Annotated in this window: 7 protein-coding genes; 3 read left to right on the forward strand and 4 right to left on the reverse strand. The window is 52.6% G+C overall.

Annotated features, from left to right (window positions below; all coding sequences use genetic code 11):
• Positions 1-166 precede the first annotated feature (166 nt).
• Positions 167-3,619, forward strand: coding sequence for a pyruvate carboxylase (locus tag ACZ5PT_RS12690; protein WP_464263403.1), 3,453 nt, complete (start codon positions 167-169; stop codon positions 3,617-3,619).
• A 242-nt stretch (positions 3,620-3,861) separates the two neighbouring features.
• On the opposite strand, the gene ptsP is transcribed toward ACZ5PT_RS12690, so the two are convergent.
• The 4 genes from ptsP to ACZ5PT_RS12710 form a co-directional block, all read right to left on the reverse strand.
• Entirely contained in the window at positions 3,862-6,195 is a 2,334-nt protein-coding gene (gene ptsP / locus ACZ5PT_RS12695; protein WP_464263404.1) for a phosphoenolpyruvate--protein phosphotransferase, read from the reverse strand.
• Positions 6,196-6,596: 401 nt separating this feature from the next.
• Complete coding sequence (locus ACZ5PT_RS12700; RefSeq protein WP_464263405.1) at positions 6,597-8,894, reverse strand: sigma 54-interacting transcriptional regulator; 2,298 nt, start codon at positions 8,892-8,894, stop codon at positions 6,597-6,599.
• 59 nt (positions 8,895-8,953) lie between these two features.
• Positions 8,954-9,949 carry an ABC transporter ATP-binding protein gene (locus ACZ5PT_RS12705; protein ID WP_464263406.1) on the reverse strand — a complete coding sequence of 332 codons (996 nt, stop codon included), beginning with the start codon at positions 9,947-9,949 and terminating at the stop codon, positions 8,954-8,956.
• A complete protein-coding gene (locus ACZ5PT_RS12710; protein ID WP_464263407.1) occupies positions 9,949-10,905 on the reverse strand; it encodes an ABC transporter ATP-binding protein in 957 nt (318 codons plus the stop codon). Before ACZ5PT_RS12710 ends, ACZ5PT_RS12705 begins: the two co-directional genes overlap by 1 nt.
• Positions 10,906-11,084: 179 nt before the next feature.
• On the opposite strand from ACZ5PT_RS12710, the gene ACZ5PT_RS12715 reads away from it, so the two are divergent.
• Complete coding sequence (locus ACZ5PT_RS12715; protein WP_464263408.1) at positions 11,085-13,379, forward strand: Tex family protein; 2,295 nt, start codon at positions 11,085-11,087, stop codon at positions 13,377-13,379.
• Positions 13,380-13,386: 7 nt separating this feature from the next.
• Positions 13,387-14,259 (forward strand): PHP domain-containing protein, encoded by an 873-nt coding sequence (locus ACZ5PT_RS12720; RefSeq protein WP_464263409.1) that lies wholly within the window; start codon positions 13,387-13,389, stop codon positions 14,257-14,259.
• Positions 14,260-14,487 lie beyond the last annotated feature (228 nt).

Below are 14,487 nucleotides of genomic sequence, written 5' to 3' on the forward strand. Positions count from 1 at the left end.
CGCTATTCTAGCTTGACATTGAACCATCGGTTCTGTTTTCATATCCCTGTGTTATAATTATAACCAGTCGAAAATACAGGAAAAAAGTTTTAGTGAATATTTTTTAGTTATCTCGAAATATTTCATTTTTTTGAATCAATAAATCATTTTCTTGGAGGAATAAACTATGGGTGTAAAGAAATTTAGAAAAATCATGGCGGCTAATCGTGGAGAAATTGCCATCCGAATTTTTCGTGCCTGTACTGAATTGGGCATCTCAACCGTAGCTATTTATTCCGAAGAAGATCGTTTGTCCTTGCACCGCTATAAGGCAGATGAAGCCTATCAGATCGGTAAAGGGAAGGGGCCGATCGATGCATACTTGTCGATCGATGAAATTATCGACCTGGCGCGCAAAAAAGATGTCGATGCTATCCACCCAGGATATGGCTTTCTGTCGGAAAATGCTGATTTCGCCGAGGCCTGTGAGCGGGCTGGGATTACTTTTATTGGGCCGACCCCGGAAATACAGCGCCGTCTCGGAGATAAGGTTTCCGGTCGTCAGGTCGCGCTTGATGCGGGTGTGCCGATTGTTCCAGGAACGGAAAGTCCAATCCAAACCGATGAAGAGGCTCTGATCTTTGCCAAGGAATGTGGCTATCCGATTATCGCCAAAGCGAGTGCCGGTGGTGGTGGCCGTGGTATGCGCGTAGCGCACAACCAAAAGGAGCTCCTCGAGGGGATCCGTAGCGCTGCTTCTGAGGCGCAGGCCGCTTTCGGTGACTCCACGATCTTTCTGGAGAAGTATGTCGAGAATCCGAAACACGTCGAGGTGCAGATCCTTGGTGATACCCATGGAAATCTGGTGCACTTCTATGAGCGTGATTGCTCGATTCAGCGGCGCCATCAGAAGGTTATCGAGATCGCCCCGTCACTCTATCTGACCAAGAAAAAACGTGAAGAGCTCTGCGGCTATGCGTTGAAAATCGCCAATGCGGTTAATTATCGCAATGCAGGAACGGTCGAGTTTTTGATGGATAAGAAGGGGGACTTCTACTTTATTGAGGTTAATCCACGGATTCAGGTCGAGCACACGGTCACAGAGCTGGTCACCATGCGCAACCTGGTGCAGGCGCAAATCCGTATCGCCGAAGGGTATAAGTTAGCTGATCCAGAGATCGGAATTAAATCACAAAAAGATATCGAGCTGCGTGGTTTTGCTATTCAGTCCCGGATTACCACCGAAGATCCGGGCAATAATTTCGCCCCGGATTTTGGCACTATAAAAGCGTATCGAACTGCCGCCGGCTTCGGTGTCCGTCTTGATGCAGCGGCCGGTTATGCCGGTGCCTACATCACTCCGCATTATGATTCTTTGCTGGTAAAGGTCTCGACCTGGGGCCTAAGTTTTGAGTGCGCGGCCCGTACCATGCACCGAGCTTTGCAGGAATTCCGTATTCGTGGCGTTAAAACCAATATTGGTTTTTTGGAAAAAGTGATGACCCATCCGGTTTTCCTTAAGGGGACCTGTGATACGTCTTTCCTCGAGAAGCATCCAGAAGTTTTTGATCTGAAGGTGAAAAAGGACCGGGCCAATAAAATCCTCAATTTTATCGGCCATACCACTGTTAATGGTTATCCTGGGATTTCACCGGAAAAAGCTTTGCATTACAAAGATCTGCGTGAAGCCGATGTCCCGGAAATTCCTTATGGTCAGGCTCACCCGCGTGGTAGCCGCGACATTCTGCGAGAAAAGGGTGCCAAGGGGTTAGCTGAGTGGACCCGCAAGCAGAAGCATCTGTTGGTGACCGATACGACCATGCGCGATGCTCACCAGTCGCTGATGGCAACCCGTTTCAGGACTTATGACCTGGATCGTATTGCCGAGGCAACCGCACATCTGGGGGGGGGTCTTTGGTCGCTGGAGATGTGGGGTGGGGCAACCTATGATGTGTCGATGCGTTTTCTGCGCGAAGATCCATGGGAGCGTTTGGAGCGTTTGCGGGAGAAAATCCCGAATATTCTTTTCCAGATGTTGTTGCGTGGCTCCAACGCTGTCGGTTACACCAACTATCCCGACAACGTGGTGCAGGAGTTTGTCGCCAAGGCTGCTGAACGTGGCATCGATGTTTTCCGGGTGTTTGATTCGCTGAACTGGACCACTGGCATGAAGGTCGCGATGGAGGCGGTACAAAAGAGTGGAGCCATCTGTGAAGCGTCGATATGTTATACCGGCGACATTCTCGATCCGAAGCGCGATAAATATCCGCTTGAGTATTATGTCAATATGGCCAAAGAGCTCGAGATTATGGGCGCAGATGTTCTCGCCATCAAGGATATGGCTGGGTTACTCAAGCCGTTTGCTGCAGAGAAACTGGTGAAGGCACTGAAAAGCGAAATCGGGCTGCCAATTCACTTGCACACCCACGATACTTCAAGTAACGGAGTCTCTACGCTGATGATGGCAGCTCAGGCCGGCTGCGATGTTGTTGACGCGGCTCTCTCGTCTGTTTCCGGTTTGACTGCTCAACCGAACATGAATGCCCTTTTGGCCACCTTGGAAAGAACTATCTGGGATCCGAAGTTGGATATGGTGGGATTGCAGAAGCTGGCCAATTACTGGGAAACCTGCCGGACTTACTACGCGCCGTTTGAGTCCGAACTGCGCAGTGGTACCGCTCAGGTCTATCATCATGAGATTCCCGGTGGTCAGTATTCCAACTACAAGCCGCAGGTCGAGGGCTTGGGGCTGGGGCATCGTTGGGAAGAGTGTAAGGAGATGTACCGCAAGGTTAATGACATGTTCGGTGATCTGGTAAAGGTTACCCCCTCATCGAAAATCGTTGGTGACATGGCGATGTTTATGATTCAAAATAATCTTGAGCCCGAAGATGTCTACGAGCGTGGTCAGGATCTGGCCTTCCCGCAAGGGGTTGTCGATTTCTTTAAAGGGATGATCGGCCAGCCCTATGGCGGGTTCCCCGAGAAACTGCAGAAAATTATCCTTAAAGGCGAGCAGCCGCTTACCTGCCGTCCCGGTGAATTGCTTGAGCCGGTCGACTTTGTGCTGAAGAGGGATGAGCTGGAGAAGAAGCTTGATCATAAGGTTCGCGACGAGGATGTGCTCTCTGCGGTTTTGTACCCCGGTGTTTATGAAGAGTTTGACCGTTTCCGGCAAGAATACAGCGACACCTCATTTTTGCCGACTCCGGTGTTTTTCTATGGTCTGGATGTCGGCGATGAAGTGGTTATCGAAATCGAACCGGGTAAAACTCTGATCGTAAAGCTTAATGCCGTTGGTCGGGTACGAGAAGATGGGACGCGAAATATTTATTTCGAGCTCAACGGTGAGCCGCGCAGTGCAACGGTCAAGGACGATTCTGTCGAAGCAGATGAGTCGAGTCATGTCAAAGCCGACCCGGATAATGGCAAAGAAGTCGGTGCGCCGATGCCGGGTAAGATTTTCAAGCAGTTGGTTGATGCTGGAGATAAAGTTAAAGAGGGCGATGTTCTGATGGTGACCGAAGCAATGAAGATGGAGACCAACATCAAGGCCAAGAAGGCCGGGGTTGTTAGGGAAATTGTTTTTGGTGAAGGTGATCAGATCGATCAAGGTGATTTGCTGTTGATCTTCGAATAGCGAAATTTTTTATACGCCGTTAATTCCGCCGGGCCGAAATGGTCCGGCTTTTTTTATTCCGCTCCTGTCTGAGGGAAGGGCTAGTGCCTTGTAACTCTTAAAGTGTCGCAAGATTGCGAAGGGGTTTGGCGTGCCAATAAGGCGTGACTAAGGGCGCATAGCACCGCTATGCAACTAAAGTCACAACACAGGTGGCGCGTCAAATAACAAGCAAGGTGCGACGATTTAGGGGGTACAAGGTACTAGTTGATGGTAAATCTGTTGATCTTTTCCACGAGCAGCGCGCGGATTGATTTGCTATCTGCCAATTCCAGGATTTTGTGGGCCAGGGCTTCTGCCTCTGTGGTGTCGATCAGGCCGATGAATTCCTTCAGCCTGGGAATGTAGGGTGCTGAGAGGGAAAATTGACGGAAGCCTATCCCGATCAGGGCCAGTAGATTGACCGGGTCGGTGGCCATTTCTCCGCACAGGCACAGGTCGATATTTTGCTCGCGGGTGACTTTGGCCAAAGATTCGAGCGATAGCAGGACTGCTGGATGGAGCGGATCGTAATAGCTTTGTACCAGTGGGTTGCCACGGTCCGCAGCGAGGAGATACTGAATCAGGTCATTGGTGCCCAGGGAGAAGAAATCTACTTCTTTGGCTAAATGCGGGGCCAGCCGCACGGCGGCAGGAACTTCAATCATTGCGCCAAGGGGCACGTCCTTAGCGTAGGGGATCTGCTGCTGTTGAAGGTTTTCCATGGCATCCAGGACCACTTCCTTGCAGCTGCGGATTTCCTCCATATTGGAGATCATCGGGAACAGCAGTCGGATTGGACCGTGGACAGCGGCCATCAGAATCGCTTCGATCTGCGTCTGGAAAATTTCACGGTTATCGAGGCTGACCCTGACCGATCGCCAGCCCATAAACGGGTTATCTTCTTTTGGTGGTGTGAAGTAGGGGAGCGCTTTGTCGCCTCCGATGTCAAGGGTGCGGATAGTGACCGGGTCACCATTGAATTCCTCAATGACTCGTTTATAGAGCTTGTACTGATCGTCCCGATCGGGGAAGCTGCTGCGGGCCATGTAGGGGAATTCCGTGCGGTACAGACCTACCCCTTCAGCGCCGTTGCGTCGGGCAATATTGATATCGCTGAGCAGGCCGATATTGGCTCGCAGTATAATCCGCTGATTGTCTCGAGTGGCCGCTGGAATGTCGCGGAGTTTATCGAGCCGCTCCTTTTCCTGGAGGCGGTCATGTTCGAGACGGAAGTACTCGTCGAGAATCGAATCGCTGGGGTTCAGATAGACGCAACCAGCGTTGGCGTCGAGGATCAGTTCGGCATCCGGTTCGATCAGTGATACCGCGCCTTGCACGCCGATTACCGCTGGGATGCCGAGAGCCTTGGCCATGATGACTGAATGCGAATTCGCTTCGTTTGACTCGATGACCATGCCACGGATAAGGTCGTGATCGAGAATGGCCATGTCGGAGGGGAGTAGACGTTTCGCGACCAAGATGCCGGAATGATGCAGGTGCAGGCTTTCAGGCTCCTGACCGACCAGGTTAGCCAATAGACGCCGGCCGATATCTTCCATGTCCGCGGCGCGTTCTCGCAGATAGGCATCTTCCATGTTGGCGAATGCATCCAGGTAGCCACCGATAACTTTTTTTAATGCGTAGGGAGCACTGTGGCTTTCTTCGATTAGGTCGTGCAGGCGCTCGATGAAGCCGCGATCTTCAAGGATCATCAGGTGGGTGTGGAATATGGCCGCGTCTTTTTTGGTTAACTGGTCGGCTACCCGTTTTTCCAGGTAAAGAGTTTGGATGCGGGTTTTGCGGAGCGCTTCATCGAGCTTTTTCAGCTCCGCTTTGGTATCAACGTTCGACTCGTCAAAAATATCGGCAAAGCCGAGCTGTTGATCGATGATATTCGCTGGGCCGGTAACGACACCAGGGTAGGCAACTTGTCCGCGTAAAACGGTTTGTTCTTGGCCGTTCGATTCGATGGGCTCTAGCTGCGGCAGTATCGGTCCGTTAGTTTTGTGGTGGAGCTGTTGATCGTCGAGTGCATCCAGCAGGCGCGCGTTGACCACAATCGATGCGACTTGAAAGGCAATGGTGGTCAGGGTGGAAAGCTCTTCTTCTGTAAACTGGTAGGCTTTGCGGGTCTGGATAACCAGGACACCGATCGAATGACTGCGATCAAACAGGGGGATGCCGACGAAGGTGTGAAATTGTTCTTCCTTGGTTTCGGCAAAGTATCTGTAGTGGGGATGGTTTTGTGGCTCCTCAAGGGCCAGAATACGTTGTTCCTTTGCTACTTGCCCGGTGAGGCCTTCGCCGATCTGCAGGCTGACGGTGCCGATAGCAGCTGGGTCCAGACCATGGGTTGCGCGCAAACGCAGGGTGAGGCCGTCTTCATCCAGTAGGTAGAGAGAGCAAACATCAGAGTGGGCTCTCACCGCGACAAGATCAACGATGTTGCTGATTGTTTCGTCGAGGTCATGAGATTGCAGAATCAGCGCGCTAATGTCCTGCAAGGTGCTCAGGCCGAGGCTGCTGTCAGATTTTTTATGAACTTTGGGGGTCATTGAGGCGCCAACGAAAGGGTCATAAAATTAAAGCTTGCATAGTTTAGCGCAAAATTGTCCCTATTGCGACTGCAAAAAAAAACGTCGTCAAGGGGAGAGAGGTCCTTGACGACGTAAGAGGGATGTTGCTGTCCGTTCGGGCGGGAACGTGATAAATCCCTATGCATTTACTCGTAGACAAAGCAAAGGCTGTGCCAGTATTTTTGTCTGGGTCGAAAGATGCTTAAGTTGGCTCTTTCTGCGGGATTTGTGTTCAGGTCTGGTTGATATTTGTGCCATGGATGGCACATGCTGTGGCCTTTTGATAGCTAACTGGTCTTATCGCCGTGTCGTCTGGTAAAATCACCGTGTGTCACGAGTGGCACAGGTGGTTATGGTTTGTGCATTGTTTGACACACTGTCTATCTTTTGTCACGGTAACTTTTGCTGTCGATACTTTGTTTCTCAAGCATGCGGTAAAAGGTCCTGCGGGGGATACTGGCCAGCCTCGCTGCTGCGGACACGTTACCACCCGCTTCGCGCAAAAAATGGATCAGCAAATCAGCTTCAATTTTACCGGCTTGCTGGTCACGCTGTTGGCGTAGTCCGGTTTCTCCGGCGGTCATTTCTCCCTGCTGTTTTCGCAATAATTCAGCAAAAATGACAGGCAGCTGCTCCAAGTGGATCACCTGGTCTGGAGAAAGTACAACGGCGCGCTCGATAATGTTCTGCAATTCGCGGATATTGCCCGGCCAGTGGTAGCACATCAGCGCTTGCCTGGCTTGATGGTCGATTTTGTGGATGGTTTTATTGAGCCGGCGAGCAGCATGGTTGAGGAAGTGATCAACCAGCTGCTGCAGAGAGATCAAGCGACTGCGCAACGGTGGCAGGGTGATGGTGAAAACATTGATGCGATAGAAAAGGTCTTCACGGAACCAGCCATTGCTGATCCCTTCTTCGATTTGTTTGTTGGTGGCGGCAATAATCCGCACATCGACGGTTTTGGTTTTGTTGCTGCCGACCGGTTTGATCTCACCGCTGTCGAGAACGCGCAATAGTTCCGCCTGGAGTTTTGGCGTAATATCACCGATTTCGTCGAGAAAAATGGTCCCGCCATCAGCAGCCTCGAAAAGGCCCTTTTTGTCGTTGACCGCGCCCGTGAACGAGCCTTTTTTGTGACCGAAAAGTTCACTTTCCAGCAAGCTATCGGTCAGTGTCGTACAATTAACGGTGACCAGCGGTTTGTCGGCCCGCAGGCTGGCTTCGTGAATCGCTCGGGCGGTCAACTCTTTGCCGGTGCCACTTTCGCCACGAATCAACACCGAGGTTGGGGTCGGCCCGACCTGTTTGATCATGTGCAAGACGCCTTGGGTGCGAGGGTCGTTGCCGATTATCGAGGTTCCGGCATATTCCTGATCGAGGGCGCGACGGGCCAGGTCATATTTCTGCTCCAGGCTGGTTCGGTCTTCTTCCATTCGGTTCATCGAGAAAGGCAGGCACATGCGGGTCTCTGCCAGGCCTTGGTAGACGGCTACGGCGTGTTCGCGGCAGGTGGCATAGCCACAGCTGGCGCAGTTGAGTTCGTCCTGTTCTGTGAATTTGTCGGTTTCATTGAGGATGCGTTTGATGGCGTCGCCGTTAGGGCGCTCCAGCTGATGTTTTTTGTTGGAAAATTGTCGATCCAGGTGCAGCTCATCCGGGGCTTTCAGGTAATGTGCCGAGGGCTGATAGGGGATGTCCCGATGCAGGTAGTCGATAATCAGGTTGCGCTTGGAAAATGAGGTCAGCCGGTTGGTCCTTCCCGGACCGCCGATGCAGCCGCCACTACAAAAACGCACGTCGACATATTGGGGTGAAATCCGTTCGGCCGCAAGGTCGTGAATAACTTCCATGCTGGCTTGCTCACCGACGGTGGTGACAAAGTTTGGGTCGAGGCCGTTATTCACGATACCGAAGTTGTTAAAAGGGCCACCGACAATCGAAAAGCTTCGACCGCTGCTGGTTGGTAAGCCGGCCAGCGGAGTTTTGCCGAGGCGATGTGGATCAATTTTCCGATCTTTTAGCATGCGATTTAATTCGCTGTAAGTCAGTACCGTGTCGATCGCGCCTTTGACCGGATCGGAAGAAATTTCGAATTTCCCCCCTATGCAGGAACTGATATAGACAACTTGAATGTCTGCGCCACGGTGTGCTTTGATGAAGCGGCCGATGGCTACCATCGGCGAAACGACCGGAACCAAGTTTTTCAATAACTGCGGATAGTGACGTTCAATGAGATCGACAACGGTTGGGCAGTGACTGGAAATCAGCGGTGTATCCTGCTTTTGTTCGATCATCTCTCGATATTCTGGGGAGATTAGTTCGACTCCGGCGGTCCCTTCGAGAACCTCGTCAAAACCGAGCTTTTTTAAAGCGGTGACCATTTGTGCTGGATCCAGGTCGTAAAAGAACGCTGGGAAAGAGCAGCCGAGTACGGCGACAACCGGTTGCTTACCGCGTAGCCGCTCTTCGGTTTCTTTGATGGCGTCAGCGATGACCTTCGCTTGCTGTGAGCAGACCTGGATACATTTGCCGCAGCCGATACAGCGATGATGGATGACCTCTGTTGATTCCTGAAAAACGCCAATCGCCTTGGTCGGGCAGTTGCGCATGCATGAGTAGCATTTACGACAGCGGTCGCTGATGGTTGCAATTGGTCCGGTGCTTTTCGGGGTCGACATGGTGAAATCCTCTGCGAGCAGAAATGATTTCGAATTGTGTCACTCGTGGCACAATTATGTCAAGTAGATGTTTTTCTTAAGAGATAGCGACCAACCTGATCGTTGTGGTGACAGGCGACCAGATGTCCGTTGCCGCAATCGTTAAGTGGTGGCGATGTCTGTCGGCAGAGTTGATCAGCATAAGGGCAACGGGGGTGGAAGTAGCAACCGCTCGGTGGGTTGATCGGTGAGGGGATTTCTCCCGACAGTGGTGCTGGGCGTGGTTGTGCCGGGTCAGGGATCGGTACAGCGTTAAGCAGTGCTTCTGTATAGGGATGCTGTGGCTTGCGGTAAAGCTCATCTGCTGTTGTCAGTTCGACGATTTTGCCCAGATACATTACAGCTATCCGGTCGCTGACATGCTCGATAACGGCCAGATCGTGGGCAATAAACAGATAGCTGAGGTTGTTTTCCTGTTGAATGTCCTGTAGCAGGTTGAGGATCTGCGCCTGTACTGAAAGATCGAGGGCCGAAACCGGTTCGTCGGCAATGATCAGCTTCGGTTGTACCGCCAGAGCCCGGGCAATGCCGACCCGTTGTCGTTGCCCACCAGAAAACTCGTGTGGATAGCGTTGCTCATGCTCTGCCGTCAAGCCGACTTTGTCCAGCAGTTGAATCACCAGATCACGGATTTGTCGACCCGGGGCCAGTTTGTGGATGGCAAACGGTTCGCTGAGGATATCGCCCACCGTCATGCGCGGGTTGAGCGAAGAGTAAGGGTCTTGAAAAATCATCTGCAACTGGCGCCGAAAGGGGCGCATCTGTCGAGGCGAAAGGTCGCTCAGATCGGTCCCGTCGAATAGCACTTGTCCTTGATCCGCTTGCAGCAACTGCATGATCAGTTTTCCGGTGGTCGATTTTCCGCAGCCCGATTCGCCGACCAGGCCGAGGGTTTCCCCTTGGTTGAGCGTAAAGGAGACGCCGTCTACGGCAACTAGGCGACCCTTTGATTTGCCGAGCGAATCGCTGGTGCGGAAACTTTTATGCAGGTTGCAGACTTCGAGCAGTGGCTTCATCAGTATCTCCAGCAGCGGACCCAATGTTCCGGCTCGATTTCCAGCAGCTCCGGGGCCTGATGTCCGCAGGGCGGGCAAGGGGTATCGCAGCGATCGATAAATAAACAACCATCATGATGTTCGCGCAGATTTGGCAGTTGTCCGGGAATCGTTGGCAGGGCTTCTTTTTGGCCGAGTCGGGGGATGCAGTTGAGAAGTCCCTGCGTGTAAGGGTGCAGTGGATTGTTGAATAGAGCGGAGACCGGTCCGCTTTCGACGATCTTCCCGGCATACATGATGGCCAGTTTGTCTGCGTTGCCGGCGACGACTCCCAGATCGTGACTGATCAGCAGGGTGGCCATCTGCCGTTCCTCTTTTAACTTTTTCAACAGGTCCATGATCTGCGCCTGAATGGTGACATCAAGGGCCGTTGTTGGTTCGTCGGCGATCAATAGCTTGGGGTCACAGGCCAGGGCGATGGCAATCATGACGCGCTGGCGTTGTCCGCCGGAGAGCTGATGGGGATAATCACGCAAACGTTGCTGTGGGTCGGAAAGTCCGACCAGGGAAAGGAGCTCACCGGCCTGGGCAAGTGCTGCTTGCGCACTAAGTCCTTCGTGCAGGCGCAATACTTCGGCAATCTGTTCGCCGATGCGTAATACCGGGTTTAGCGAGGTCATCGGTTCTTGAAAGATCATTGAGATCTCGTTGCCACGGATGCGCCGCATTTCAAGGTCGGGTAGCATCAGCAGATCGTGACCTGACAGGCGGATTTCACCATTGACGATCCTGCCCGGTTCCGGGAGCAGGCGCAGTAACGAAAGCGCAGTCATCGATTTACCGCAGCCTGATTCGCCGACCAAGGCCAGGGTTTCTCCCTGGTTGATGGTGAACGAAACATCATCGACCGCTTTGACCAGACCGGAGCGGGTAAAGAAATAGCTCTGCAGATTTTTAACTTCTAAGCGTGGAGGCATCGGCGTCTCGTAGTGATAATCTGTTGATTCATGTGTACACGCTGGTGTGTCAATGGTCAAGCATCCTTCGCTTTGCAAACGTCAGGCTGCGTGTTAACATCGCGCACCCAAAACTTATAGCATATAATCGAGGATTTGGTGCCTGATCAGATCCTCGTCGTTTAAAGGAAACTTCTTCTATGGCTGAACCTGCAACACTCGAACTTAAACAGCTGCTGGTTGAAGAAACCGGTTTGCAATTGGCACAGGTCGTACAGACTGTCGCATTGTTGGAAGAGGGCTCTACGGTTCCCTTTATTGCTCGTTACCGGAAAGAGGCGACCGGTGAGTTGGATGAGGTGCAGATCCGACTTATTCAGGAGCGTTACGAATACCATAAAGAGCTCAACGATCGTCGCAAGACGATTCTTAAAACCATCGATGAACAGGGCAAGCTGACTGCCGAATTACGTGCCAAGTTGCTTGTCTGTCGGCAGAAGACCGAACTTGAAGATCTCTACCTGCCCTATAAGCCGAAGCGTCGGACCAAGGCAACCATCGCCCGAGAACGGGGTTTGGAGCCGTTGGCTGCGCTGCTGTTGGCTGCCACTAGCGGTGATCTGAAAGAACTGGCAGCGCCCTTCATCAACGCCGAACTTGAGGTGCCTGATGCCGAAGCGGCTTTGACTGGCGCCGGGCATGTTGTCGCGGAACAGTTCTCCGACAGTGCCGAGGCGCGCGGTTTGGTGCGCGACCTGACCTGGCAGCAAGGACTGTTTAATTCGCAGCCGGCACGGGGCAAAGAGGGGACCGTCAGTAAGTTTGAGATGTACTACGATTTTAGTGAGCCGCTCCGTCAGGTTCCCTCGCACCGGATGTTGGCCATGCGTCGCGGGGAAAAGGAAGACGTGCTGCGTTTAACGGTGGCTGCTCCAGAAGAGGACATTCTCGCACGGCTGGCCCAGTTGTTGATTCCGCGCAGCAGCTGTTTTCGTGATTGGCTGCTCACGGTGATCAGCGATACTTACAATCGTTTGCTGGCGCCTTCGATTGAGGTCGAGTTGCGCCTGCAGGCAAAAAAAGCGGCCGATGAAGAGGCGATCCGCGTGTTTGCCGAAAACCTCCGCAACCTGCTGCTGGCCGCTCCGGCCGGGAGTCGCCGGGTCCTCGGCATTGATCCCGGTTTGCGCACCGGATCCAAGTTGGCTGCGGTGGACCCAACCGGGCAATTTTTAGAACATGTCACCATTTATCCGCATACCGGGGGCGGCCGCATTGAACCGGCCAAGCAGGAACTGTTGCGTCTGGTTAAAGCGCACAATATTGAAATGATCGCTATCGGTAACGGCACGGCCGGGCGTGAGATGGACCAGTTTGTCCGGCTTTGTTTGAAAGAAAGCGAGATTAAGCTGCAGGTGGTGATGGTCAGCGAGGCTGGTGCCAGTATCTATTCTGCTTCCGATATCGCCCGCGAAGAATTCCCCGATCTCGATCTGACCGTCCGCGGCGCCATTTCCATCGCTCGTCGTTTGCAGGATCCCTTGGCTGAGCTGGTCAAGGTTGATCCAAAAAGTATCGGTGTTGGTCAATATCAACATGATGTCAGTCAAACGGCACTGAAGAAATCTCTCGACGAGGTGGTTGAGTCCTGCGTTAACTTTGTCGGTGTCGATCTCAATACCGCTTCCTGGGCGTTGCTCAGCTTTGTCTCCGGAATTAGCGAGTCGCTTGCCAAGTTGATTGTCCAGCAGCGCGACGCACAAGGCCTTTTCGCCCGGCGGAAAAAGTTGCTAGAAGTGCCACGCTTCGGCAAAAAGGCCTTTGAACAGGCGGCTGGCTTTTTGCGCATCAGAGGCGCCGAACAGCCTCTTGACAACACCGCCGTACACCCGGAGCGTTATCGGTTGGTTGAGCAGATGGCGAAAGATGTTGGACTCAGCGTTGCGCAGTTGATCGCCGATCCATCATTGCTGGTCAAGATTGATCTGCAAGCCTACATCAGTGAAGATGTCGGCTTGCCAACCTTGCAGGATATTCGCGACGAATTGAAAAAACCCGGTCGTGATCCGCGTGAAACTTTTGTCAGTGCAGCGTTTCGCGAAGATGTGATGGAAGTGAAAGATCTCAAGGAAGGGATGCGACTCAACGGCGTGGTCACGAACGTCGCAGCCTTTGGCGCTTTTGTCGATATCGGTGTCCATCAGGATGGGCTGGTGCATATTAGTCAGCTGGCCGATCGTTTTGTCAAGGATCCGAATCTGGTTGTAAAGGTTGGTCAACAGGTGCAGGTACGGGTTCTTGAGGTCGATTTACAACGCAAGCGGATCGCTTTGAGTATGAAATCTGCCGACGCGAATAACGTCGAGCGTCCGGCGCGAGCGGCGCAAAAAAAACCAGTTAAGGCTGCTCCAGTTAAGGCTGCTCCGGTCAACGTTAACACCGACCTGGCCAGTGCGCTGGAAAAGTCTGGCTTCCGGGTCAAGAAAAGGAAATAATAAGCAGATGGAAAGAAAGCTTGTAGACCTGCATATCCACTCGACCTGCTCGGACGGTTTTTGTTCTCCAGAAGAGCTGGTGGCTATGGCCTCAGCGGCGGATTTGGCGGTGATCGCTCTGGCTGATCACGACAATGTGAATGGCATTGCTGCCGCCCAGCAGGCTGGTGTCGCGCTGGGGATCGAAGTGCTCAGTGGGGTCGAGCTGTCGACCCAGTGGTACGATTACACCGACATGCACTTGCTCGGTTATGGGTTTAATCCGCAAGATGCCTACCTGAATCGCGAACTGGCGGAGTTTCAGGCGTTTCGTGCTGGTCGCAATCGGCAGATTATCGAGCGGGTTAACGAAAAACTGGCTGACGAGGGGCGTGCGCCGATCGATCCAGATGCGGTAATGAAACTGGCCGGTGGGACCATTGGTCGACCGCATATTGCCCAGGCGCTACGTGAGGCCGGTTATGTCGCTGATAATGAAGCCGCCTTTAACCGCTATCTGGTCCCCTGTAATGTGCCTAAACGCTATTTTCCTGTTGATGAGGCGATTGGTCTGATTCAGCGCAGTGGCGGTTTAGCAGTGCTGGCCCATCCTCCCTATATCACCCGCGAACGGCGCAAGCTGGAAACCCTGGTTGTCGAGCTGGTCGGTCTCGGCCTTGATGGCATCGAAGCCTACAACAATGGTTCAAATATGGAAGATACCGACTGGCTGATCAAACTGGCGCGTGAGCATGATCTGGTTGTCACCGGTGGTTCGGACTTTCATGGTGATCCTGGTTCTGGAATTGAGATCGGCAGTGGATTTCACGGTTTGAAAATACCCTATCGTTGCGTCGATGAAATCAAGGCAGCATTGCAGAAAAGGAGCGAGCGAAGTTAGCTCTGGCCGTAGGCTTAAAACAGTAATAATTTTAAGAAAAGGCCCAGCTGGTTTTGCACTGCTGGGCTTTTGTTGTTTGCTCTGTTGGTGGTTTGAATTGGTTTCTAAAAGTTACAATATTTTAGACGTAGAAACGAAGAAGCCTCAGCTATGGCCGGGGCTTCATTTTATTACTACTATTCAGACACAGAAACGGCCCATTCGGAAATAGGGTGGGCTGTTCTTCTG

This window comes from Desulfuromusa ferrireducens (assembly GCF_055389805.1).